This is a genomic window from Arthrobacter russicus (assembly GCF_031454135.1).
Lineage (GTDB): Bacteria > Actinomycetota > Actinomycetes > Actinomycetales > Micrococcaceae > Renibacterium > Renibacterium russicum.
The window spans coordinates 3,378,331-3,402,477 of record NZ_JAVDQF010000001.1 but is presented as its reverse complement, the minus strand read 5'-3'; the positions used below and the strand labels follow the sequence as shown (position 1 = coordinate 3,402,477).

Sequence of the window (24,147 nt, the reverse complement as noted above, 5' to 3'; positions counted from 1 at the left end):
ACGAATGGCAGAATGGGCACCATGACCACCGCCCTCCCGCTCCTCACCCAGGACGACTCCGCCTGCTGCGGCACCGTTGCCGGCGGCGCGCTCGAGTCCGAGCAGCCGGAGCGGATCGCCCGCGTGTTCAAGGCCCTCGGCGACCCCACCCGGGTCAAGCTCCTGTCGCTGATCGGCGGCAGCGAGACCGGAGAGATGTGCATCTGCGATCTCACCGATCCGGTAGGGCTGTCCCAGCCGACGGTCTCGCATCACATGAAGCAGCTCGTCGAAGCGGGACTCGCCACCCGCGAGCAACGCGGCAAGTGGGCCTACTTCCGCGTCATCGACGGCGCCCTCGAGAACGCCGCCCGGACCCTCCTGCCGCAATGACCGCAGTCGACATCCGCCCGCTCGAACCGGCGGACTGGCCAGCGGTCGAGCGCATCTACCGCGAAGGCATCGCCACCGGACACGCCACCTTCGAAACCGAACCACCCACCTGGGACGCTTTCGACGCCGGAAAAGCCCCGGGTCTCCGCTTGGTGGCGACCGATGCGGACGGTGCCGTCGTGGGATGGGCAGCCGCGTCCGCCGTGTCGGCGCGCCCCGTGTATCGCGGGGTCGTCGAGCACTCCATCTACATTGCCGACCGCGCGCACGGCCGTGGTGTCGGCGGTGTCCTACTGGATGCGTTTATCCGAGCCGCCGACGTGGGAGGGATCTGGACGATCCAGTCCTCGATCTTTCCGGAGAACACCGCAAGCCTGCGCCTGCACGAACGCCGCGGATTCCGCACCGTCGGCATCCGAGAACGCATCGCCCTGATGGACTACGGCCCACTCGCCGGCACCTGGCGCGACACCATCCTCATCGAGCGACGCCGCCCGAGCTGACCCCGAACCCCGATGCACCATCGGTACCGTAGCGGTCGATGCCAGTCGCTGGGCCCCGCAGTTCAGGAATCGTCCCGGACCGATTGCGTGATCCGGAAGACGACTGACCGACGGGCCGTTTCAGGGCAGTCGTGACTGCGGGTGTGCGGCGGCGGGGTGCTCTAGGCGGGTCGGGAGGAGCCGCGGGATGAGGCGGACGAAGACGACCATCACGATCAGCTCGACGAGGGTCTGCGTCACGACGACGAGCGGGGCAAGGTCGAACGCGGCGGGCAGGGCGAGAACGAGCGGGAGGACGACCAGGGAGTTGCGGGTCGCGCCGCTGAACACGATCGCCCTGCGCGCCGACACGTCCAACCGGGCGACCTTCCCGGCCACCGCGCCGATGGGAACCATGACCACGGCGAACAGGACATAGACGGGAATCGCAAGCAGCAGCGCACCGAACTGTTGTCCGACGCCGGTGATCTGGGAGGCGACGACGACGGCGAGGGTGAGCATCATCAAAGGCACCATCGCGCCCAGCACGACCTCCTGCACAACCACTCCCCAACGGGTGCGGACGGCATCGAGCTGCGTGAGGCCGGCCGCGACAAGCGGCAGGACGATAAGCAGCAGGAACGCCTCGACGAACGGGGCGAGGTCAACCGCCTCGACAAACTCGGGACCGACGAACAACAGCAGGTAGAGCGGCAGCAGGAGCATCTGGCCGAGCATCAGGATCGGGGCGGCAGCGAGCAGGCGGTCTTTGGCACCGCCTGCGATGCCGGTGAATACGATCACGTAGTCCACGCACGGGGTCAGCAGCACGAACAGCACCCCGACCAGCAGTACCCGATCGTGCGCGACGATCCGCGACAGCAGGAACACCACCGCGGGCACGAGGACGAAGTTGACGACGAGGATCGTGGCGAGGAAGCGCCAGTCGCGGAACGCCTGCCCGATCCTGGCGAACGGCACGCCGAGGAAAGTGGCGTAGAGCAGCAACCCGAGCACCGGGTTGATCGCCAACTCCGCCGGGTGGCTGATGGCGGGAGCCAGCAGACCCACAGCAGCGCCGAGAACGAGCGCGGCCAGGTAGAGGGGAACCTGGTGCCGCTCCATCCACTCGACGCCTGCTCGCATGATTCCAGTCTCGCAGGCACCCAAGAGGTCACTGACGGCTGTGTGGTCAGTAAATGCTGATTCGTGCTTCGCGGGTGGACGAGATGAACCGGCTCGGCCGGGCAGTGGCCGACCCCAGCCACTCCCGCATTCTCCTGTCGCTGAGCACCTTCAACCCTCCCCGTCGAGCCCCTTGCTGAGGTCTGGGTCAAGGACGCGGAGGTAACGGGTGGCTGCGTTGACGCCGATGCCGAAGAGGTCAGCGATGCGGCGGACGTCGCCACCGCTGGCTTGGATCTCTTGGATGATGCGGTCGTTGCGGAGCGCTTGGGCCGAGATCCCGGCCTTCTGCCAGGGGAACTGGTGCCCCGGCGGGCTGAGGCGTCCTGCGGTGAGCAGACTGACGAAGAGGTGCGGGTTGAGGGTGGACGGCCAGGTCGTGGTTCGGTGGTCGAGCCAGACGGCCAGGCGGGCCCGGACGGGCTCGGCGAGCGGAATCTCCCGCCCGTCGGCAAGGGAGAGTCGGCCGTCGACGATATCGGTGAGTTGGATGTCGCGGACTTGGCCGCTGGTGAGGCCGTGGAACGCGACGATCGAGGTCGCGAGGGCGATGGCCGGGTCGGGGTGGTTCAGGACGGCGAGGATCGTGTCAGTGTCGATCGGGAGCGGGATGCTCTCACCGGAGTCGGTGAGAGGGATGCCGCGGGTCGGGTCGGCAAAGATGAGCTTGCGGCCCTTGAGGATGCTGAACAGGGTGCGGAATCCGCGTTCTGCCCAGTGTCGTTTCCCTCGCTCGGCGGGGAGGGCGTCGAGGATCATGTCCGTGCTGATCTCGGCGAGAGAGTCGTGCCCGGCCGCAGCCCAGTCGGTGATGATCGGAGCGATGCCGAGGATCTGAATCTTCACGGTGGCGGGGTCGCGGGGTTTGCGTCTGGGTGGACTGCTGCTGCCGTGGATCATGATGTCGAACCAGAGCTCGAGCTGGGTGCGCATCGTGACCGGGAGGCCCTCGAACTTCCCGTCAAAGTAGCGGTCGATGGTCGGAACCCGATCATCGATGAGGATGCCTGCGGCGTCGAGGACATCGAGGGTGGAGACAACGTTCGCGTCCGCATCGTGACGGCGCAGGCGGAGGACCTCGCTGGCTCTGATCGTGTTCGCGTCGGGGTTCAGGAACTGGAGCATCTTCAACGAGCGGCGGACCTGGTTCGTTTGGCGTTTCGACCAGCCGAAGCGTTCGGCGTGCTCGAACACGATCGTGTCGGTGCGGTAGGTCCAGTCGCGGGCCTGTTCGGTCGCTAAACGCCGCAGCACCTCGGGGTCGGGATCGATATCGAACAACGCGGACTGTTCGTAGGCGGCGGTCGCAGCTGCGGCGGCTTTGGCGTCGAGGACGATGCGGGAGGCGCGCAGGAGCTGCTTGGGATGCTTCGGCTTGCGGGGTGCGGGGAGGTTCGCGAAGAACAGCTGCTGACCGACGGTGAGCACATCGTCGAGGTTCGGGGCGACGCCGGGCGGGGTGATGCGGCGGGCGGATTCGAGGCAGAGACGGCAGGCTCCCATCTCGCCGATCGGGACGTGGCGGCCGCACCAGGCGCAGTCTCCGACCGGGTAGTGACCTTGCCACCAACGGCATTGCCAGCATCGCCAGTTGTGGCGGCGGTAGACGCCCCAGGCGAGGCAGTCTTTGCAGGCGCCCAGGTATTCGGGGCTGCCGGGATGGCATCGCTCGCAGAGTCCTTGACTGAAGTACGCCATCGATCCGCATCGTGAGCACGGTGGTGGGGTAAACGGTCCGCCGGGGAGGCAGGCGTAGCAGTAGTCGACGCGGGGCCGCACCCAGGCCACTCGGGCGACGCCGCAGCCGGTGCATTTCTCCGGTGGACGCAGCCTCGCAGTGGGACCGGGCGCGGGGCTCATAGCGGTGGTTCTGGCCGTTTCCCGTTGAACCGGGGCCGCACGATCGAAGGCGACCCGTTACTGGTCTGCTGCTCGATCTCGGCCGGGGGTTTGCGTGCCGCAGCCGCAGCCAAGTCCGCGGCCAGCAAATCACCGGGCGTGCAGTCCAACACCGCACAGATCACGTCGAGATCGTCCAGACGGAGCGTGGTCGGAGTCGTCGTCCACAGCTTCGACATCTTGCCGACACTGATCTCCAGCCCGGCATCGGCGAGCATCCGCCGCAACTCCGAGGACTTCCAGATGCCGCGCTCGGCGGCAGCCATCCGCAGGTTCCATTTCATGGGTTCACACCCTCCCTCCGAATCGGGTCTCCAGACGCCGGTTCGCGTTGACCCATGCCTGTTCGACGTGGTCGCTGGAGACGTGAATGTACCGGGTCGTGGTGGAGAGCCACTCGTGGCCGAGGACCTCCTGGATCGCCTTGAGATCCATGCCCGCCCGTAGAGCGACGACGCGCAGTAGTGCCGCAGAACGTGCGGGGTCATCCGCCCCACCCATGCTGGCAGGAACACTGCGGTCTGGGCTTTCAGGCCCTGCCGCAGCACGTCATCGCTGGCCCGCTGGCAGCGGCCCAGCTCAGCGTCGAACCGCTCCGAAGGGATCATCGGCGCGTCCGGGTCTTCCCAGTCCGGGCCGAACAGGTGGCGCACCTCAGCGAGCCACCAATCGATCAACCGGTCCGTGCCGTTGATCGCCGGAACGAGCCGCGGTTTCGCGCCGCGACCACGTGAGCCCTTCCCGAACCGGACATGCAGCTTCCCGAACTCACCCAGGTCCGCACGCCAGTCACGGATGTCGAGCCTCGCGGACTCGATGATCCGCAACCCCAGCCTGCGCCAGAGCGATGCGGCGAAGTAGTCGCGAGCTGCGGGCAGGAACTTCCTCGCGCTCGACAGCGAGCTCCGCCAGCCCGCGAACAGCACCTCCACCTCAGCATCCGACGGTGGCACGCGAACCCTGCCCAGCGAGTTGCCCGACTGCCGGTTGAACTCGTCGATCGGCTGCTCCAGCACGAACCCCGTCAACGCGTGCACATCAGCCTGGTACCGGGTGATCGCGAAGTCGTAGAACTGAGCCAGCGCGCCCGCCTTTCCAGCCCTCGTACTCACCGCCCTGCCCGCACGGCGAAGCCCCGAGAGGAACCGGTCAGCGTCATCCGGTCCGGCAGTCCACAACGGTGCTGTCAGGCTCTGCCGGAACTCGAACACCGTCGCGCGCGCCGCGAGGATATGCGCGTCGGTCAGCCCCGCGGCCGCCATCGCCAGCGCGTACTGATCGACGATCTCCTGCTCGAAATCCGCCGCGTCCTGCTCATCACGGAGCCCGCGAGCGCTCCCGATGCTTCGCACCGCAGCGAGTCTCATGACCTCGCCAGTTCACAAACACCGCACATGCATCAATAATACGCCGGTTCTTTCACGAATCGTGAACTTTTTCCGCGAATCAAGAGTTAGTGGGAGAGCCGCGCACCTCATAGATATGAAGAACTCAGAGCGTGAAACGCATGCACGAACTTGCGGCAGTTGAGACAAATTCACCCACCCTCACGTATCCGGAGTCCGGACGGCTCTCTGATGCCTGACGATGAGTCGATAGAAACAGCTCGGGATCGGATCGCCGACCACCGTGCGAGGAGCGCTTTCGAAGCCGATGTCGACAGCGACCCGGCTCTCGCGAACCTGCCCTTCGCGCAACTCTGGTTCGCCCCGGGCGTCGCCGAGGTGGGGCTGTTCACCGACGACGACCGCGTTGTCATGGTCGCAGTCGACGTCAACGACCTCGGCCACAGGCTGCGCACCGGTCCCCTCAGCGGCCGTCCACTCGACATCAGCGACACGGTCGCCGCCGCACCGACCCTCGGGCTTCCTGAGAACGAAGCCGCGCAATTACTCGCCCGGATCGAGCAATCACTACGAATCGGCATTACCGCCTACAGCCTGGCGACCGCCGAGTACGACGCCGAAGAACGACGACTGACCCAGAACATGAACGTCCTCACCGATGGTCTTGAGCGCATCCAACGCAACAACAACACCCACGTCACCTTGGCCTACGAGGACCCCTTAACCTTCGGCGGCGGCCACTTCGTGCTCTACCCATCCGGCAACACGCGCTCACGCTTCACCATCGAAGAGCAGTACACCGGCACCGACTGGTCAGACCCCGACCGGCTCCCCACCTCCTGGGCCTGGCGCGCCGAACGCCACCTCCCGAACACGGAAGGCACGAATCCGTGGCGGGTCAGCGCACGCGGCGAAGTCCAATCCGACGACGTGGCGGTCCTGTTGACCAAGGCGGCAGCGTGGGCGCGTCGAACGCGCGACATCGCCGTCCGCTCCGAAACGCTCAAGCAGAACCCGCCGTCCCGCGGCCCCCTGGAACCGCCGCACCTCTGAAAACGCAGGATAGGGCCGCGTGAACGCACCTGACCCACATGCGCACTCCCCGGGTCCCTGATCTCCGACCAATAGAGCCGAGCCGACGTTCGAAGAACGGCAGCCTCCACAAACAGGTACCCGACGTGCCTGTGCCAAACAGGGTTCGACTCGTCCGCGCCGATGTCGACTCCCACGGCCGGTTGACAGTCACGGTTGATGGTGACCGGTTCACCCCGGATCCCATTGGGCGTGAGGCGTTCGGGCCGCTGCTCGACGAACTGCTCCGCGCGCACGGGACTGCCCTTCGGGTGGAGGTACACGAGGCCGACGGCAGCAACTACGTCGATCTGCTCAACCCGCACGATCGGATCGAACCGGAACCGAACCAGCCGCAGCTTGGGGCCACCACCCTGGCGGGGAAGTCGCCGTTGCTCGAAATCACTGGCGACGGATTTGTACCGGGCGAAGACGTGGCGTTCGCCCCGATTTTCATCCACTCCTCGGCTCGCTCCGATGGGTCAGTACGTTCCCTCGTCGAATTCAGCGAGAACGTCGGGGAAGTCCTCGTCTTCGGGCGCGTCTCCGGCACCATCCACGTCGTGAAAGTACCCCGGTGACCCCGCGGCCGGTGAGCGATCAGCTCACCAACGTCGCCTTTATCGGCGTGATCGGCCTTGCAGCAGTCGCAGGGGTGCTTCGTGTCGCGGGAACAATTTCTGCGTTCCTCACCGGCATGACCCAACCCAAGGCGGGACCTGCAGGAGGCCTCGGCGTCCTGGCTCATCCTTTGGACCCCGGAGTGCCGCTCGATGCGCCAGGGTTGAACCCGGTCGTATATTGGATCGTCGCGGCGCTTCTGCTCTGCCTTACGGTCGGACTGACCTGGTGGGTGGCCCGGCGTGTGCTGAATCAGCGGCAGAAGGCCCAGGCGGATCCGCGGCGACGGGCCGGAACCGCCAGCGCAGGCGAGATCACTCAGGCTGCATCCCGCCACGCCTTGCTGCGCAAAGCGTCGACCCTCCGCCCGTCTCTTGCGCATCCAGGGCCGGCGGACATCGGCTACCTGCTCGGGTCCTCGCACGGCCGGCAGATTTGGGCCACGGTTGAGGACTCGATCCTGCTCATCGGGCCGCCGCGCTCCGGCAAGGGCCTGAACATCGTCATCAACTCGATCTTGGACGCGCCAGGCGCGGTCATCACCACGTCCACGCGGCCCGACAATCTCACCGCCACACTCCGCGCTCGGCAACGAAAGGGACCGGTTGCGGTCTTCGATCCGCAACAACTCGCGCCCGGCATTCACGCCGGAATGCGATGGTCACTCGTTCGCGGCTGCGAAGACCCGCTGACAGCGATGATCCGCGCCACCGGCCTCTCCGCCTCCACCGGCCTCGGCGCAGGCGGCGTAGACAACGGCTCATTCTGGGAAGGCAAAACCCGCACCGCCATCCAAACCCTTCTGCACGCCGCCGCCCTCGACGGCCGCGACGCCCGCTCCCTTTATCAATGGGCACTGAACCCGACGGCCGCCGCCGACGCCGTACGCATCCTCCAAACCAGCAGCCGCGCTGCGGACGGGTGGGCCGAATCCCTGGACGCAACAATCGCGTCCGACCCGCGCACCCGCGACTCGATCTGGCAAGGCGTCTCCCTCGCCTTCGCAGCCCTCGCCGACCCACGCGTGCTCAACGCCGTCACACCAGACCCGGGAGAAAACTTCGACCCAGCGCGATTCCTCTCCGAGACCGGCACCCTCTACCTCCTCGCTACCGGTGCAGGCGCCGGCGCCTCCGCGGCTCTCGTCGCCGCGCTCATCGAAGACGTCGTCGAAACCGCCCGCAAACTCGCCGCCACCTCACCCGGCGCGCGACTCGACCCGCCGATGCTCGCCGCCCTCGACGAGATCGGCAACCTCGCCCCCCTGCCCTCACTGCCAACCCTCATGGCAGAAGGAGGCGGAACCGGCATCACCACCCTCCCCGTCCTCCAGTCACTCGCTCAGGCGCGGGAGAAATGGGGCGACAATCAGGCAAACGCGATCTGGGACGCCTCCATCGTGAAGATCATCCTCGGCGGCGCATCGAACTCACGTGACCTGCAGGACCTCTCGACGCTGATCGGTGAACGGGACGAACGTACCGACTCCACCACCATCGGCGACTACGGCTCCCGCTCCCTGCAACAATCCGTGCGCCGCGTCCCCGTCATGCCACCAGACGTGATCCGCACCATGCCCTTCGGCACCGGCACGATCCTGCTGCGCACCACCCGCCCGATCGTCGCCGACCTGCGCGCCTGGACCAGTCGCGCCGACGCGAAGACGCTACAAGCCGATCGTGCCGAGGTCGAGAGCCTGCTGCGCCAGACCATCTGAGCGCTGGAACACAGGGCGTACCTGCTCCTCGAGCCGCCCACCAGGGCGAACAACCACGAGAAAGGGGTGGACGACATGAGCGTTCGTACCCAGCAGTCACTGACCGGCTACATCGCCAGCGACCCGCAGCTGACCTTCACCAGCCGAGGCGAGGCCCGGTTCTACGCCCGCGTCGGGCAGGAGCAGTTCCGCCGGCTCGACGACGGAAACTTCGAGAAGACCGGCGTCGAGTACACCGACATGGTGCAGTACCGCACCGCGGCCGAACGGGCCTACGAGCAGTTCCGCAGGGGCGACAGTTTCGTAGCAGAGGGCTACACCCACGACTACGAGCAGACCCAGCCGGATGGGACAGTCGAGCTGCGCGAGGAGTTCGTCGCCAAGAAACTAGGCCACGACGCCGCCCGCACCACCTACGCCGTCGACCGCGCCCCCCGCCGCGATCAAGGGGTCGAGCAGGCCACAGACCGAAGTCTCGAGGCGGCGACCCAGCGGCGGACCGCGCCTGCGAGTGCGGGCGCTGCGGTTTCGCTGTAGCGGAGCGGGCAAACGATGGCGAACTTCGACGAGGGCTACGTTCCCGAGCAGGAACCCGACGAACCGGCTGAGAGCTACCTGGGCTCCGACGACCTCTACCCCGAACCCCCGCACCCCATCAACTGGGAACTGCTGACCGCCGACGAGGCCGAAACAGAGTGGCTGGAGCTCAACGGCTGGGTCAACTGGCTGCGCCGCACCTACGGGCTGCCCTCGACCGTGATCCCGCCGCTATGGCACCGGCACGCGGAACTGGTCTGGGAACTCTCTGCGCTGCATCTGCACTGGCTCGGTGCGTACGACCCCGAGCAGAACGGCTCCGCGCCGCTGGGCTGGCACCGTGACTTCGCCGACGCCCAGATTCGTCTGCGCGAGTGGGTAGCCGCATCCGGCACAAAGCTCGACCGCGACCGGCCCACCCGCCAGACCTACTGGCCCGGAGAAAAGAGCGGACCGGAGATCAGCGAGACCCCAATTGAGAACCGTGACGAGGACTTCGTCCAGTGGGTCATCGAGGACGTGAACCGTCGCCGCGCTTCCGAAGATGCCGACGGGATCGACCCCACAACCGGTGAGATCCAGGACTGATGGCCAGGCGGCGGCGCAGCACGGTTCCCGACGCAGGTCAGCTCGAGTTCGACCTGTGGGGCATCGGTGAGACCGCCGCCGATGCGCTGATCGCCCTGGCCAGCGGCCTGGTCGAACACGCCGAGGACGCCGCTGCCGACATCGACACCGGTCGGGAGGATGCGAGTGAACAAGTACGGGACGCTGGCGCTGGCGCACTGGCAACGGTGGATGCCGACGAGGATCCAAACGCTGCCGGACCCGACGGTGTACTTCTCCCAGCTAGGGATGCAGATTCAGGCCGAGGTGACCGATCTGGCGTGGGAGCTGGCAGGACCGGACCTTCCGGCGGAGACTTACTTGGAGAAGGCCGCCCGGTTGATGACGGCCCGGAGGCTGGCCGAGGAGGTCGTGATGGCGAACCTGGTGTGGACCGGGGACCCGGAGCTGCCGCTGGATCAGGCGCGCGAGGAGTGGGAGCAGATCCGACCCTCGGACGAGAACCTGATCTCCTGGGCGGAGCGGATTCAGGACTACCCGGATTCGATGCCCTCTTCACAGGAGATGGACGACCTGGCCCAGAAGTGGGCGGTCTCGGTGGAGTTCCTGGAGAGGTTGGTGGCGTCCGAGCCGCCTCGGGAGTATCTGCTGGCGCACCAGGCGGAGCTGAACGAAGCGACGACGATCCGCTTCCTGCGCGAACTCCGGTAGGGCTTCCGCCGCGGTTCGTCCCGGCTACGCAGGACGACCTTGCCCCGTCTGGGGCGAAGGCCCGCTATCAGGCCAACGTCGCCGCGATCCGCTTGGCACGGCTGCTCGCCGAGCGGGACCGGCCGGCGACTGCGGACGAGCAGCGTATCCTGGCGCGCTGGTCGTCGTGGGGTGCGCTCCCGGAGGTGTTCGATGCCGAGAAGGCGGAGTGGGAGGCCGAGCGCACGGAGCTGCGTGGCCTGCTGACGGATGCAGAGTGGGATGCCGCGGCGCGCACGACGATCAACGCGCACTACACCGACCCGATCATCGCCCGCCAGATGTGGCGGACCATGAGCCAGCTCGGTTTCACCGGCGGAACGGTTCTGGAGCCGGGCTCCGGGGCCGGCACCTTCATCGGCCTTGCCCCGGAGAGCGCGCGGATGACCGGCGTCGAGCTCGATCCGGTCACCGCCGCCATCGCCCAGGCGCTCTACCCGCACGCGAGCATCCGGGCCGAGTCCTTCACGGACACCCGGATTCCCGAGGGCGCGTTCGATGCCGCGATCGGCAACGTCCCGTTCAGCGACGTCGTGCTGCACGACCCCGTGCACAACGGCACCCGGCAGAACATGCACAACTACTTCATCCTCACGTCACTGCGCCTGACCCGACCCGGCGGCCTGATGGCAGTGCTGACCTCGCACTACACGATGGACGCCCAGAACCCCGGCGCGAGACGTGAGATGAACGAGCTGGCCGACCTCGTCGGCGCGATCCGGCTGCCCACCGGCGCGTTCCGGCGCGCCGCGGGCACCGACGTCGTGACCGACCTGCTCCTCTTCCGCCGCCGCGAGGCCGACCAGCCGCCGTCCGACGATCTGTGGGAGACCGTCACACCGATCACCATCGACGGGCGGCCGATGCGGATCAACAACTACTTCGACGCCCACCCCGAGCACATGCTCGGCGACATCGGCGTGCGCGTAGGCATGTACGGCGCCGAAACGCTCTCGATCAGCGGCGACCTCGACACCCTCGAAGCCGAGCTGGACAACACCCTCGACCAGCTCGTATTCGCCGCCCGCCGGACCGGGCTGACGATGACGGAGCGCACCGCCGAGCAGGAGTCGCGCCGGGTTGCGTTCACCCCGTCACCGCCGGAGCTGTGGGACGGCAGCATCGTCGCGCAGCCAGGCGGCAGCTTCGCCGAGGTCGCCGGCGGCGCCTTGCCACCGCTAGCGGTGCCGAAGTCCGCGGCCCGCGAGCTGACCGCGCTGCTGGACCTGCGAGACCAGGCCGTCCGGCTGCTTGGGCTGGAGTCCGCCAGCGCCGACGATACCCCGGAGATCACCGCAGCACGCGCGACGCTGCGGCACGACTACCAGCGATACCTCGGCGTCTACGGGCCGTTGAACCGCTACTCGCTGCGACCGACCGGACGCACCGACGAGGACGGTGAACCGTCATATGCACGGATCGTGCCCACGCCGATCCGCATCCTCCGCGGCGATCCGTTCGGGCCGCTCGTCATCGCCTTGGAACAGTTCGACGACACCGACCAGACCGCAACGCCTGCGGCGATCATGAGCCGCCGCGTCGTCGCGCCACGCCCCGAGCTCCAAGGCGTCGAAACACCCGCGGACGCGATCGCGGTGAGCCTGGACCGCACCGGCCGCATCGACCTGACGCTGATCGCCGACATGCTCGGGATGCCTGAACCCGAGGCGCGGCAGGCACTGACCGGCCTGGTCTTCGCCGACCCAATCAGCGGCGAGCTGATCCACGCACCCGAGTACCTGTCCGGCGACGTGCGGGAGAAGCTCGACGCCGCGCAGGCAGCCGTCGCCGAGCATCCCGAGTTCCAGCCGAACATCGACGCGCTCACCGACGTTCTGCCCGGCGATCTTGGGGTTGAGGACATCACCGCGCGGATGGGCGCGGTGTGGATCAGCCCCGGCATCCACGAGGAGTTCCTGCGCGACATCCTGCACTCCGACGACGACGTGCGGGTGGAGAACTTGCTGCCGGGCATGTGGGAGGTTCGCGGTGGCCGGGCCGGGCTGCTGTCGACCTCGGAGTGGGGCACCGAACGTCGTCCCGCGCCGGATATCGCCCAAGCGGTGATGGAACAGCGGACTCTGCTGGTCTACGACGAGTACGAGGACATCGACGGGAACACGAAGCGCGTCCTCAACGCCATTGAGACTACGGCGGCGCAGGAGAAGGCCGACGCTCTCCAGGAACGGTTTGCGGAGTGGGTGTGGGAAGACCCCGAGCGTGCCCGAAAGCTGGTGAGCGAATACAACCGGCGCTTCAACAGCATCGTTCTACGCGACTACACGAACGCCGGCGAGTACCTGTCCCTGCCAGGCATGGCTGCCAGCTTTGCCCCGCGACAGCATCAACGCGCGGCAGTCGCCCGGATGATCGCCGAGCCGGCCGCCGGGCTGTTCCACGAGGTCGGTGCCGGGAAGACCGCCGAAATGGTCATGGGCGCGATGGAGATGCGCCGCATGGGCCTGGTCTCCAAACCGGTCGTGGTCGTCCCGAACCACATGCTCGAACAAGTCGGGCGCGAGTGGTTGCAGATCTATCCGCAGGCGCGCATCCTCGCCGCCTCCAGCCAGGACCTCACCGCCGACAAGCGCCGCATGTTCATCGCCCGAGCTGCGGCCAACGAGTGGGACGCCGTAATCCTGACACAGGGTGCGTTCGCGAAGATCCCGCTGCGCACCGAGACCCAGACCGCCTACGTCCAAGGCCAGGTCGACCGGGTCCGCGCAGTGCTCCAGGAGGCCAAGGGCGAGGAGCGGATGAGCGTCAAGCGCGTCGAACGCAAGCTGCTCGCCCTGGAGAACAAGATCAAGTCCCGCACCGACCTCGGCCGCGACGGCGGGGTCTGCTTCGAGGACTCGGGCATCGACTACGTCATCGTCGACGAGATGCACATGTACAAGAACCTAGCCACCGACAGCAACATCCGCGACGCCGCGATCGAAGGCAGCGAGCGCGCCAGCGACCTGCACATGAAGCTCGAATACCTCCGCGCGCAGGGCCGCGACCGAGTCGTCACCGGCGCCACCGCCACCCCGATCAGCAACTCCGTGACGGAAGCGTTCGTGATGCAGCGCTACCTGCGCCCGGACCTACTGGAGAAGGCCGGCATCGGCGCCTTCGACGCCTGGGCGGCGACCTTCGGACAGACCGTCACGCAGATGGAGATGGCCCCGACCGGCAACAACAACTTCCGCCTCAAGACGCGCTTCGCCAAGTTCTCCAACGTCCCCGAAATGCTGAAGCTCTGGTCGACGTTCGCCGACGTGAAGACCGCCGACGACCTGAAACTCCCAACCCCGGACCTGGCCGCACGGGACGACGGGCTGCGGGCGCCGACGACGGTGGCGGTTCAGCCGACCGTTGAACTCGAACGGTTCATCGAGCAGTTGGGTGCGCGGGCCGACAAGGTCGCCTCGAAGGCGGTCGCGCCGGAAGAAGACAACATGCTGGCCATTAGTACGGACGGTCGGAAGGCGGCCTTGGACATTCGCATGGTGCTCTCCCGTGACCCGTCCGGCCCGACGAAGGTCGACGCGGCTGCGGACGCGATCTTCCGCGTATGGGAGCGCACCCGCGACAACGAATACCTCGACGTCATCACCGGCCAGCCCTCATCGGTGCGCGGCGCCCTGCAGCTGGTGTTCTCCGACATCGGTACCCCGAACCCGGACCGGTGGAACGTCTACGACGAGCTGCACCTCCAGCTCGTCCAGCGCGGGATGCCCGGCGAGGCGATCCGCTTCATGCACAAGGCCAAGACCGACGTCGACAAGGCCCGCCTCTTCGCCGCCGCCCGCGCCGGCCACATCGCCGTCCTGCTCGGCTCGACCGAGAAGATGGGCGTCGGCACTAACGTCCAGGCTAGGGCCGTCGCGCTCTACCACCTGGACTGCCCATGGCGGCCCTCCGACATCGCCCAACGCGAGGGCCGCATCCTGCGACAAGGCAACCAGAACTCGGAGGTCGCAATCGTCCGCTTCGTCACCGAGCGGTCCTTCGATTCGTACATGTGGCAGGGCGTCGAGCGGAAGGCGACCTTCATCGGGCAGCTCATGCGCGGCAAGCTCGACACCCGCGAGATCGAAGAGATCGACTCCGCCGCCCTCTCCGCCGCCGAGGCCAAGGCCATCAGCTCCGGCAACCCGCTACTGCTGGAGCACTCGACCATCCAGAACGAGGTCACGCGACTACGCCGGCTAGAACGCGCCCACCAACGCAACGAGAACATGCTCCTGCACACCCAGCGGGAAGCCCAGCGCGACGCCGACCGCGCCGAGGCCGCGATCACCGGCCTGGAAGCCGCCCTGCCACGGATCACCGACACCAGCGGCGACCGCTTCCGCATCCAGATCCAGGACCGCGCCTTCGACTCCCGCGTCGACGCCGCCGACGCCCTCGCCCTGTGGGCGAACAGCACCGACATGCGCTGGGCGAACCGTTACGCCAATCGCGACTACGGGACCATCGGCCGCCTCAGCGGCTTCGACATCACCGTGCAGCTCCGCTCCGGCCTGGCTGGAGCCGAAGTGCAGGTCGGCCTCGACGGCGTCCCCCGCAGCAGCTTCATCATGACCCGAGACTCATTCCTCGAAGGCGGTTCAGGACTCGTCCAACGCATCGAGAACCGTGTCTCCGGCATCCCGGCCCTCCTTGAGCACGCCCGCGACGACCACGCCGCGGCCGCACGCCTCGTCATCGACACCGAGCGGCGCATCGGCCAGCCGTTCCGCTACGCTCAGACGCTCGCCGACGCCGAAGAAGACCTCACGCGAGTCGAGACGCAACTGGCGGCGGTGCAGGACGGTCCCCGCACGCCGGAGCGGGAGGTCGAGTTGAGCCTGGAGCAGGTTCGCGACTTCCGACCCACGATGGGCATCCGTCCCGGAGTTCCAGAAGAGGGCCGCCCGGCACCCCTGGGGGACCCCGTTGAGCGGGTTGTTGTCGACCGGCCGAGTCTAGGACTCTAGGGCGCTAGAGGCCGAGGCTACGATCCCGAGACCGTGAAACGAGCGCCGATGGCTCCGGCTGCGCCAGGCGCTCGCGCCGCGCCGCTGCCTCCGACTTCTGTCGGAGCTCGGCCGGGACGGCGGTGTACGAGAGGTCGTACCCGCCCCACGGCGAGTAGTTCGGCACATGCCGAGTGGCGTACTCGCCGCGCTCGGTGATGATCGGCGCGCCCGGCACTTGCGCCGAAGCCGGGTAGTGGTCGGTAATCCACTCGCGCGCCTGCTTCGTCAGCCCCTTGTCGTTACGGACGCGCACCCGCGCCGGGACGATCGGCAGGCGCCGCCAGCCGGGCAGGGCGTGGTCGTGCCACGCCTCGACAGCTGTGTTTTTACTGGTAGCGCCGATTGTTGCTGAGTTGCGTATTCAGCGGCTTCCGACTCTTCTCCCAATGAATGGTGGGGCACTGATCACCAATGATTGATCAGCGCTTGCTGTATAGTTCAGTACATGCTGACTATTGCTTCGCGCCTCGACGTCATGAACCGGCTCGGCCGGGCCATGGCGGACCCGACGCGCTCCCGGATCTTGATGACTCTGCTGAACGCCCCGAGCTATCCGGCCGTGCTCTCGCGCGAGCTGGAGCTGACCCGCTCGAACGTCTCGAACCACCTGACGTGCCTGCGTGACTGCGGGATCGTGGTCGCCGAGCCTGAGGGTCGCCAGACGCGCTACGAGATCGCTGACCCGCATCTTGCGGCTGCGCTGGTCGCGCTCGTGGATGTGACGCTGGCGGTCGATGAGCACGCGCCGTGTGTGGACTCGTCGTGCACGGTGCCGGGCTGCTGCGGTACAGGGGCGGACGCGTGAGCGCGGCGTGTAGCTGCGAGCACGAGCCTGCCACTGCGGCGGAGGATGAGACCGAAGAGGTGGAGCGGCCCTGGTGGAGGGACCGTGGGATCATGGTGCCGGTCTTCTCCGGTGTCGCGTTCCTGGCTGGTCTGATCCTTGAATGGTCCGGGCTCGAGATCCCGGCGCTCGTACTGTTCTGGATCGGCCTGCTGCTGGGCGCGTCGACGTTCACTCCTGGCGCGATTCGGAAGCTGTTCAAGGGCAAGCTCGGGATCGGGCTGCTGATGACGATCAGCGCGATCGGCGCGGTCATCCTCGGCTATGTGGAGGAGGCCGCTGCTCTGGCGTTCTTGTACTCGATTGCTGAGGCGCTTGAGGACAAGGCGATGGACCGTGCCCGTGGCGGCCTGCGGGCGCTGCTGAAGCTCGTGCCGGAGACGGCGACCGTGCTGCAGAGCGGCGTCTCTGCGCAGGTGCCGGCGAGGGAGTTGACGGTCGGCCAGGTCATGGTGGTCCGCCCGGGCGAACGGATCGCAACCGACGGGATCGTCCGCTCTGGCCGCTCAAGCCTGGACACCTCGGCGATCACCGGGGAGTCGATCCCCGTCGAGGTCGAGCCCGGGGACGCGGTGTCGGCCGGCGCGATTAACAGCTCCGGCGTGCTGGAGGTCGAGGCGACCGCGGCCGGTACCGATAACTCGCTTACGACGATCGTGGAGTTGGTCGAGAAAGCGCAGACGGAGAAGGGCGAGCGTGCGCGTCTCGCGGACCGGATCGCCCGCCCGCTCGTACCCGGTGTGCTGATTCTCGCAGCGCTCGTCGCGATCATTGGGTCACTGCTGGGCGACCCGGAGGTATGGATCACTCGTGCGCTCGTCGTGCTGGTAGCGGCCTCTCCGTGCGCGCTGGCGATCTCGGTGCCGTTGACGGTCGTTGCCGCGATCGGCGCGGCGAGCAAGTTCGGCGTGATCATCAAGTCCGGCGCGGTCTTCGAGCGCTTCGGCACGGTCCGGCACGTCGCGGTCGACAAGACCGGCACCCTGACCCGTAACGAGCCCGCGGTCACCGCGGTCCTCACTGCGAACGGCATTGCCGAGGAGCAGGCGCTGGCTTGGGCGGCGGCTCTGGAGCAGCACAGCACGCATCCCCTTGCGGCGGCGATCACCGCTGCAGCCCCGGGTGTTCCCGTGGCCGCGGATGTGACCGAGCAGGCCGGGCACGGCATCGACGGCACCGTCGATGGCGCTCGTATCACGGTCGGCAGCCCCCGCTGGCTCGACGCCGGCGAGCTCGGCGACCGGGTTGCAGGGCTTGAGGAGCAGGGCATGACTGTCGTGATCGTGCACCGCGACGAGGCACCGGTCGCGGCGATCGGCGTCCGCGACGAGCTGCGTCCGGAAGTCCCCGAGGTGGTCCGCACGCTTGCGGATCAGGGCGTCGGCATGACGATGCTCACCGGGGACAACGCCCGCACCGCTCGTGCGCTGGCTGCGCAGGCCGGGATCGCTGATGTGCGCGCGGAGCTGCGCCCTGAGGACAAGGCGACCGCGATCGGCGAGTTGTCGAAGGCGGGATCGGTCGCGATGATCGGTGACGGCATCAACGACGCCCCGGCCCTGGCGTCCGCGGACATCGGCATCGCGATGGGAGCGACCGGCTCCGATGCGGCGATCGAGTCTGCGGACGTGGCCTTCACGGGTCATGATCTGCGGCTCATCCCGCGGGCGTTCGATCACGCGCGGCGGGGCCGGCGGATCATCAACCAGAACATCATCCTGTCCCTGCTGATCATCACCGCACTGCTCCCGCTCGCGCTCTTCGGGGTCCTGGGGCTCGCGGCTGTCGTCCTGGTCCACGAGGTCGCGGAGGTCATCGTGATCCTCAACGGCCTGCGCGCCGCACGCACCCGCACACCACGAATGGAAAGCTGATGCTCGCAACCATCGGGTCGGCGATCGGCCTGTTCGCGGCGACCAACATCGACGACATCGTCGTGCTCACCGTGCTGTTCCTCGCCTCCAGCCGGGGAAAGCCGCGACCGTGGCAGATCGTCGCAGGCCAGTACCTCGGGTTCATCACACTCGTCGTGATCAGCGTGATCGCCGCGCTCGGTCTCACGATCGTCCCGGACGAATGGGTCGGCTTCCTGGGTCTGATCCCGCTCGGCATCGGCATCTGGACGCTCATTCGCGGCCTGCGCCGTAACGGCGACGACGATGATGACGACTCCAAGATCACCGCGGTCGGACTATGGGGGGTCGCCGGGATCACGATCGCCAACGGGGCCGACAACATCTCCCTCTACACGCCGATCTTCCGCACCAGCTCGCCCGGCGACGTCGCGGTCATGATCGTCGTGTTCCTGATCCTCGTCGCCGTCTGGTGCGCTGCCGGGCGACTGATCGGCACCCACAAGGCCGTCACCGAAACGCTCGAACGTGTCGAGCACTGGCTCGTCCCCGTCGTGTTCATCGGCCTGGGCCTGTTCATCCTCATTGAATCCGGCGTTATCGTCCGTCTCTTCGAGGCCCTCGCATGACCCCGGACACGAATACCGACGTTGAGTCGGCATCGGCGTCGGGAGAGCGTCCGCAGAGAGGACGCTGGCGGCTCACTGCCTGGGCGCTTCTGATCGCCGTGGTCGTCGTCGTGATCGATCAGGGAACGAAAGTGTGGGCCGAGGCCACCCTGTCGGAGCACGAGCGCATCCCGCTGATCGGCGACCTGTTGGGCCTGCAGCTCGCGTACAACCCCGGCGCGGCGTTCTCCTTCGGGGAGAGCTTCACCTGGGTGTTCGCTCTCATCGCCGTCGCGGCCACGGCCACCGCGATCGTGTTCGCGTTCCGGGTCCGACGCCCCGGGTGGGCGATCGTGATCGGTGCGCTCGGCGGGGCCGCTGCTTCGCACGCCGGCGACCGGCTTTTCCGCCAACCAGGATTCGCCCGGGGGCACGTCGTCGACTTCCTCGCCTACGGCAACTGGTTCATCGGGAACCTCGCCGACATCGTGATCGTCACCGCTACGATTGCCGGAGCGCTCCTGATGCTCCGCGGCACCGAGAACTGAGAGGGCCAACCATGGAGATCACCCTGCAGTACTTCGACGGCTGCCCGAACTGGGAAGTACTCGACCGCCGGCTTGCTGAGCTGCTCGACGGTCGATCAGATATCCGCGTCACACGACAGTTGGTCGAGACCGCCGAGGACGCCGAGCGCCTCGGATTCCACGGGTCACCGACCGTCCTCGTCGACGGCGTCGATCCCTTCGCCGACGAGCACACGCCGGTCGGGCTCGCCTGCCGGGTGTTCCGTACCCCTGCCGGGCTGGGAGGCTCTCCGACCGTCGAGCAACTGCGCGAAGCGATTTCCGGCCCGGCTCTGACGGGTGATGCTTGATCAGGGGTGGGTGGAGCGGAGAGCCGGGTAATCGGACCACTCGCCACCGGCGAGACGCGACCATGAGGCAGCGGATGCCGTCGTGATGCCGAGGAGATCCGAGACGATCCGGGGATGCAGTTGCCGGGTGAGCTCGATGAGCGCTGTCGTGCGGGCGCTCCCGGCAAGCAGGCCTTCGGCGCGAAGGCGACGGCTGAGCGGCCCCGGGGTGAGGTGACGGCCCGGGTTCCGGCCGGGGAACAACCACCCTTCAGGATGGCCCTTTGTGGCATCGACGAGCTCGACGATGGCGTCGCCGAGGATCGCGGGGACCTCGATCGGCTCGGCCCCGACGGTGAGCGTCACGGGCCGCGAGCTCGTGTCGACCTGTGCCCGGGTGATCGTGACGATGCGGGTCAGCTGGATCCCGTAGAGCAGCACGAGGAGACCCGCGGCCCGGGTCTTCGGGTCCATGTCGGCATCGGACAGGAACCTGCGGGCCATCTGCCATCGGTGATCAGAGGCGTAGTCTCGCCCCTCGAGGCGATGGGCTCGAAACTCGACCCGAAGGGTGCTCAGCCGGTGTTTTCGCAGCCAGCGAGTGAACGGTGCCAGCGCGTCGCGTTGGCTAGGCGAATCGGTCAGATACGCGTCGAGTAGGCGCTGCGGGAACGTCGCCAGTGTCTCCTGCTGCGCCCGGATCTCCCCGAGGAACGCGGCGCAGTACTTCAGTGCAGCCCTCTGCCTCTGGAAGCCGGAAGCAGGGCTGGACGCGCTGCGCAGTGTCCGAGTGGATCGGAGGAGCTCCCAGGTGCAGTAGCGGCGCAGGATCAGCCGGTCCTCGGGATGGTCGATGCCACCGAGCCAGTCGTTGAGCCAGTGGTCGAAGCGCGTGCCCTCGACGTCGAGCTCCGGCAGCACGCCGGAACGGACCAGCAGTGAGAGGAGGAACGCGACCGACTGTCCCGACCGGGCTCGGGTGATGATCGCCTCGGCGGTGAGCGGCAGGGTCCCGTCCGCGAGCTCGCGGAGCACCATCGCGCACTTGCTCTTGTGCAGCCAGCGTTCGAGCGACGCCGCTTTGCCATGGTGCGTGAGCAGATAGTCAGCAAGCGGGTGGAGATCCTCACGGATCTCTCCCGCATCGTCGGCGAGCAGCTGTTGGATCGCGACGGGCCGGCGGCACTCGACGCAGAGGTGATGTTTGCGGATTTCCTCGATCGAGCCGCATCCAGGGCAGGCCATCGTGATCGGAGTGCCCGCGCAGTCGGCGCAGACCTTCTGGCCATTCATGAACCCGGTGAGGAACACTCTGCGCGCGCACTCGGGACAAGGTTGGGGTCTGCGCATCGCGTAGTAGCAGCGCGCGCATACTCGTCGTCCGTCGAGGTGCGAGGCGACGCGGCCAGGTTCTCCGCAAAGACCACAGGTCTTGATCGGTGCGGTGTAGCAGGCCAGGCAGACGAGTTCCGGGCGACGGACGATGATGGTCGCGTGCTGACCGCACCGCGAGCAGTCGCCGAACGATCGAGGGTCGGCTCGCCAACAGTCACGGCAGAAACGCTGTCCGTCGATGGTGCGCTGCACGGGCCGGACCCGGCCACAGGACGCGCAGGAGACGGACCGGGCCTTCCGCTCGCATCGGGAGCAGTGCCGACCACCGCCCGGCGTCTTGTGGGGCATTCTCACCGCGCGTCCGCAGGACTCACACGTCGGCAACACCACCCGGCTCGCCCCTTCTTTGACCAGCGCATGGGCCAGATTCTGAACGGTCGCTGGCACGTTCGCATGCTGCCCCTCCAGGACTCCGGGCTGCTTGATCAGCGCGAGCTCAAGAAGCCGCTGCGTGAGGGGTACTGGCGCGACCGTATGCACGATCTCAGTGAGTCGCTCGCGAGAGATCTCGGGAACGAGAGGGCGGACGAGAGCGACGACTTCAGCGACTCGCGGCAGCTGCGGAGGCTTGGCCACCGCGGCTACTTCGTACGCGGCCGACGGATCGCCGCGCGAACAGGACGGAGATCACCGATCGACCCCCGTGTCGCCTCCTTGCCCACCGCCACCGGGGTCGAGGCCTCCCGGCGAGTGATCGTCACGAGATCGTCGAGCGAGCACTCCAGCGCATCGCACAACGCCGCCAACACGTCAAGACGCACCCGCTGGGGCGGCTGAGTCACCAGCCGATACACCTGCTCCCGGGACAGGTCGATGCCGCGCTCTTCGAGTAGGGGTTTCAGTTTGGAGGTCTGGAAGATCCCGCGCGACGCCATCACGCTGCGCAGATTCCAGCCGGTGTCGAGCTCAACGGTCATCAGCTTCTCCTTCGATGAGGGCCTTCAGCGCTTCGGCGAGCACACGGTTCTTGTAGTCCGAGCTGACGGAGGCGTAGATCGAGGTCGTCGAGGCATGCATATGCCCGACCTGCTCTTGGACGAATCGATCGGCGTACCCGAACTCCAGAAGGTGCGTGACATAGGAATGCCGGAGGCTGTGCAACGTCAGGTCCTTCGACAGGCCGGCTTCATCACGCAACTCTGCGAACCTCCGATCGAGATACCCAGCAGACAGACGCGTGCGGCGCTCGGTCACCCAGAGCGCGTCGAGGTCGTCTCCGGGCGCGAAACGGGCCCGGGCCTGCTCGAGCCATTGCTGCATGCCGGGGACCCACCAGTCGAATTCCGGCACCAGCAGCACCGTGCGACGTCGTGGCGCGCCACCGCCCGCCGCCTTCGCCCATCGCACGTGGACCGCGCCGTAGCGGCCCCACTGGCGCATCTTCGCGTTGTGGTGCAAATCGACGGTATCGAGCATCACCGCCTCAGTGCGGCGCAGACCGAACGCGTAGACCGTCTTCAGCAACTGGGCATCCCGCAACGCGCCGAGCGCACCCTTTCGCCCGGAACTCACGAGCAGCTCGACGCGGGCGTCGGCCGTATCGAACAGGCGCTCGATCTCGTCGTACGTGAACGGGCGGCGCTTCCCATCGCCTTCGAACTCGAACCGGTGCGCCACCGTGTTCCACGGCAGGCACACCTGCGAAGGGACCTCCCCAAACTCGCGATCGCAGATCTCCATCCAGTCGTACAACGGGTTCGTGAGGTAGTCACAGAACCCACGGATAGACCCATGGTTGGCGCGCATCGTCGACAACGTCCGAGTGCGACCGCCAGACTGAGCAGTGAACTCATCCACATCCGCGACAGTCCACCTCCAAGGCGGTTTGTCCACGAAATCACGGAACCGTGTCACCGTCGCCGTCCGGTTCCGGATCGTCTGCTCACGGAGCCCGCGCGACAGCTGCTGGTTCCGCCAACCATCGATCATCGCACTGAAAACCTGCGCTTCCGGGTTCGCCAGTGCGACGTTCGATGCTGACGTGATCAGCCGAAGCGCCGCTGGAGAAGCCTCAAAATCTTGCATTAGATGCAACAAAGTATGGGACAGTGCATCACTGTGTCAACCCAGATCTCCGCATCCGCGAGATCACGCTGTTATGGTCGGAACACTTCGACACCGAAGGAGCCGAATAGGTATCGATTGCAAGCACGGACAGTTGCATTCACTGCAACATGCGAGGGTTCGTCACCCGTGAAGAGATGCCAACCACACGGCTCGCAAATCGCCAGATGTACCATGTCGCCGACGCACGAGCAGTCCTCGGCGCTGTCGCGGTGCGCATGGTCGTTGCAGCGCAGGTCCGCGGTGAAAGTGTCGATGCTGTGCTCACCCAGGTCGACATGCTCGTTCAGCGCGCGGTAGCGGTGCCACATATGACTCTGTGCGATGGAATCGAAGTGGCCGTTGAGAAAGCACCACTGCTCGAACGCCTCGTCGAGGGCGGCCGGCGCGAAGTAGCCAATCGTGAAGTGCAGCGGCGCGCCCTGCCACCGCGGGGCAGCCTCGACCTCCGCCGCGTGGATCAACGCGTCGATGTCGAAAGAGAGCTGACCGATCTGGTCTAAGCGTCGCGCCACGTTTCTCTCGCCTCAGAAGAGGGTTGGTGCGTCATCACGGCGGGAAGCTGCGCGAGCACCCATCGGCGGGAACTGACGCGGCCGGCGGCTCGACGCCTCGTCCGGCTCGACCAGGAGCTGCTTGGCGAGCGCGGCCTTCACGTCGGTCCACAGATCGGGACGGTCAAGACCTGCCTCTCGCTCGCAGTCACGCGTCAGATCACGCAGGAAGCACGCTTGCCGCTCTGAGGTCGAAAGCCGCTCGGCGTAGAAACCGTGGATGTCGTAGTGAGCGATGAACCCGAAATAACCGTGGTTCGAGAGCCCGAGATACAGCGATCGCGTGAAGCGCTCCCGCGGGAACCCGTCCACGATGAACCGCAGCAGCGAGTTGACGAACTTCGCCTTGCGCTCGGGTGTACCCGAGTCCCAGCCGGACGGCACGAACTGCTCGGGCCGTGAGCGCGGAACGGGCAT

Annotated in this window: 23 protein-coding genes and 1 pseudogene; 15 read left to right on the top strand and 9 right to left on the bottom strand. The window is 67.0% G+C overall.

Annotated elements, in window-relative coordinates:
* Positions 1 to 21: 21 nt before the first annotated feature.
* Both JOE69_RS15980 and JOE69_RS15975 read left to right on the top strand, forming a co-directional pair.
* The gene (locus JOE69_RS15980; RefSeq protein ID WP_309800397.1) at positions 22 to 372 is read left to right on the top strand and encodes an ArsR/SmtB family transcription factor; all 351 of its coding nucleotides are present in this window, start codon (positions 22 to 24) and stop codon (positions 370 to 372) included.
* Positions 369 to 875 carry a GNAT family N-acetyltransferase gene (locus JOE69_RS15975; protein WP_309800395.1) on the top strand — a complete coding sequence of 169 codons (507 nt, stop codon included), beginning with the start codon at positions 369 to 371 and terminating at the stop codon, positions 873 to 875. The genes JOE69_RS15980 and JOE69_RS15975 overlap by 4 nt, the downstream gene beginning before the upstream one ends.
* Before the next feature lie 120 nt (positions 876 to 995).
* Here the strand turns inward: JOE69_RS15975 and JOE69_RS15970 are convergent, their stop codons facing one another.
* The gene (locus JOE69_RS15970) at positions 996 to 2,000 is read right to left on the bottom strand and encodes an arsenic resistance protein (protein WP_309800393.1); all 1,005 of its coding nucleotides are present in this window, start codon (positions 1,998 to 2,000) and stop codon (positions 996 to 998) included.
* A gap of 53 nt (positions 2,001 to 2,053) precedes the next feature.
* Here JOE69_RS15970 and JOE69_RS15965 point away from each other — a divergent pair.
* Positions 2,054 to 2,143 (top strand): annotated as a pseudogene (locus tag JOE69_RS15965) (transcriptional regulator); the annotation flags it as partial.
* A 7-nt stretch (positions 2,144 to 2,150) separates the two neighbouring features.
* On the opposite strand, the gene JOE69_RS15960 reads toward JOE69_RS15965, so the two are convergent.
* Together JOE69_RS15960 and JOE69_RS17905 are read right to left on the bottom strand one after the other, a co-directional pair.
* A complete protein-coding gene (locus JOE69_RS15960) occupies positions 2,151 to 3,737 on the bottom strand; it encodes a site-specific integrase (protein ID WP_309800391.1) in 1,587 nt (528 codons plus the stop codon).
* A 158-nt stretch (positions 3,738 to 3,895) separates the two neighbouring features.
* Positions 3,896 to 5,290 (bottom strand): helix-turn-helix domain-containing protein, encoded by a 1,395-nt coding sequence (locus JOE69_RS17905; protein ID WP_425545986.1) that lies wholly within the window; start codon positions 5,288 to 5,290, stop codon positions 3,896 to 3,898.
* A gap of 225 nt (positions 5,291 to 5,515) precedes the next feature.
* On the opposite strand from JOE69_RS17905, the gene JOE69_RS15945 reads away from it, so the two are divergent.
* The 7 genes from JOE69_RS15945 (at position 5,516) to JOE69_RS15915 (ending at position 15,514) form a co-directional block, all read left to right on the top strand.
* Positions 5,516 to 6,337: a hypothetical protein gene (locus JOE69_RS15945; protein WP_309800387.1), complete on the top strand. Its 822-nt coding sequence runs from the start codon at positions 5,516 to 5,518 to the stop codon at positions 6,335 to 6,337.
* A 125-nt stretch (positions 6,338 to 6,462) separates the two neighbouring features.
* Complete coding sequence (locus JOE69_RS15940; RefSeq protein WP_309800384.1) at positions 6,463 to 6,936, top strand: hypothetical protein; 474 nt, start codon at positions 6,463 to 6,465, stop codon at positions 6,934 to 6,936.
* 11 nt (positions 6,937 to 6,947) lie between these two features.
* Positions 6,948 to 8,693 (top strand): type IV secretory system conjugative DNA transfer family protein, encoded by a 1,746-nt coding sequence (locus JOE69_RS15935; protein WP_309800381.1) that lies wholly within the window; start codon positions 6,948 to 6,950, stop codon positions 8,691 to 8,693.
* 75 nt (positions 8,694 to 8,768) lie between these two features.
* A complete protein-coding gene (locus tag JOE69_RS15930; RefSeq protein ID WP_309800378.1) occupies positions 8,769 to 9,230 on the top strand; it encodes a single-stranded DNA-binding protein in 462 nt (153 codons plus the stop codon).
* A 15-nt stretch (positions 9,231 to 9,245) separates the two neighbouring features.
* A complete protein-coding gene (locus tag JOE69_RS15925; protein ID WP_309800375.1) occupies positions 9,246 to 9,818 on the top strand; it encodes a hypothetical protein in 573 nt (190 codons plus the stop codon).
* A 165-nt stretch (positions 9,819 to 9,983) separates the two neighbouring features.
* On the top strand, positions 9,984 to 10,508 hold the full coding sequence (locus JOE69_RS15920; protein WP_309800373.1) for a hypothetical protein: 525 nt from the start codon (positions 9,984 to 9,986) through the stop codon (positions 10,506 to 10,508).
* 92 nt (positions 10,509 to 10,600) lie between these two features.
* Positions 10,601 to 15,514: a helicase-like domain-containing protein gene (locus JOE69_RS15915; protein WP_309800367.1), complete on the top strand. Its 4,914-nt coding sequence runs from the start codon at positions 10,601 to 10,603 to the stop codon at positions 15,512 to 15,514.
* A 4-nt stretch (positions 15,515 to 15,518) separates the two neighbouring features.
* Here the strand turns inward: JOE69_RS15915 and JOE69_RS15910 are convergent, their stop codons facing one another.
* The gene (locus tag JOE69_RS15910) at positions 15,519 to 15,830 is read right to left on the bottom strand and encodes a DUF6349 family protein (protein ID WP_374709751.1); all 312 of its coding nucleotides are present in this window, start codon (positions 15,828 to 15,830) and stop codon (positions 15,519 to 15,521) included.
* Between the two features lie 171 nt (positions 15,831 to 16,001).
* On the opposite strand from JOE69_RS15910, the gene cmtR reads away from it, so the two are divergent.
* From cmtR to JOE69_RS15885, 5 genes are read left to right on the top strand one after another with little or no spacing between them, the layout of a single operon-like run.
* Complete coding sequence (cmtR, locus tag JOE69_RS15905; RefSeq protein ID WP_036297877.1) at positions 16,002 to 16,361, top strand: Cd(II)/Pb(II)-sensing metalloregulatory transcriptional regulator CmtR; 360 nt, start codon at positions 16,002 to 16,004, stop codon at positions 16,359 to 16,361.
* Positions 16,358 to 18,274, top strand: a complete 1,917-nt coding sequence (locus tag JOE69_RS15900) for a heavy metal translocating P-type ATPase (protein WP_036297919.1) — start codon at positions 16,358 to 16,360, stop codon at positions 18,272 to 18,274. Before cmtR ends, JOE69_RS15900 begins: the two co-directional genes overlap by 4 nt.
* On the top strand, positions 18,274 to 18,882 hold the full coding sequence (locus tag JOE69_RS15895) for a cadmium resistance transporter (RefSeq protein WP_036297875.1): 609 nt from the start codon (positions 18,274 to 18,276) through the stop codon (positions 18,880 to 18,882). Before JOE69_RS15900 ends, JOE69_RS15895 begins: the two co-directional genes overlap by 1 nt.
* A complete protein-coding gene (locus JOE69_RS15890) occupies positions 18,879 to 19,409 on the top strand; it encodes a signal peptidase II (RefSeq protein WP_036297873.1) in 531 nt (176 codons plus the stop codon). Before JOE69_RS15895 ends, JOE69_RS15890 begins: the two co-directional genes overlap by 4 nt.
* An 11-nt stretch (positions 19,410 to 19,420) precedes the next feature.
* Complete coding sequence (locus JOE69_RS15885; protein ID WP_058631820.1) at positions 19,421 to 19,738, top strand: hypothetical protein; 318 nt, start codon at positions 19,421 to 19,423, stop codon at positions 19,736 to 19,738.
* Here JOE69_RS15885 and JOE69_RS15880 read toward each other — a convergent pair whose 3' ends face one another.
* From JOE69_RS15880 to JOE69_RS15860, 5 genes are all read right to left on the bottom strand, one after another.
* Complete coding sequence (locus JOE69_RS15880; RefSeq protein WP_231868265.1) at positions 19,739 to 21,592, bottom strand: site-specific integrase; 1,854 nt, start codon at positions 21,590 to 21,592, stop codon at positions 19,739 to 19,741.
* Between the two features lie 101 nt (positions 21,593 to 21,693).
* The gene (locus JOE69_RS15875; RefSeq protein WP_309800348.1) at positions 21,694 to 22,029 is read right to left on the bottom strand and encodes a helix-turn-helix domain-containing protein; all 336 of its coding nucleotides are present in this window, start codon (positions 22,027 to 22,029) and stop codon (positions 21,694 to 21,696) included.
* Entirely contained in the window at positions 22,019 to 23,137 is a 1,119-nt protein-coding gene (locus JOE69_RS15870) for a tyrosine-type recombinase/integrase (RefSeq protein ID WP_259981722.1), read from the bottom strand. The genes JOE69_RS15875 and JOE69_RS15870 overlap by 11 nt, the downstream gene beginning before the upstream one ends.
* A 71-nt stretch (positions 23,138 to 23,208) precedes the next feature.
* On the bottom strand, positions 23,209 to 23,691 hold the full coding sequence (locus JOE69_RS15865) for a DUF6349 family protein (RefSeq protein ID WP_309800345.1): 483 nt from the start codon (positions 23,689 to 23,691) through the stop codon (positions 23,209 to 23,211).
* A 12-nt stretch (positions 23,692 to 23,703) separates the two neighbouring features.
* Positions 23,704 to 24,147 carry a hypothetical protein gene (locus tag JOE69_RS15860; protein WP_309800344.1) on the bottom strand — a complete coding sequence of 148 codons (444 nt, stop codon included), beginning with the start codon at positions 24,145 to 24,147 and terminating at the stop codon, positions 23,704 to 23,706.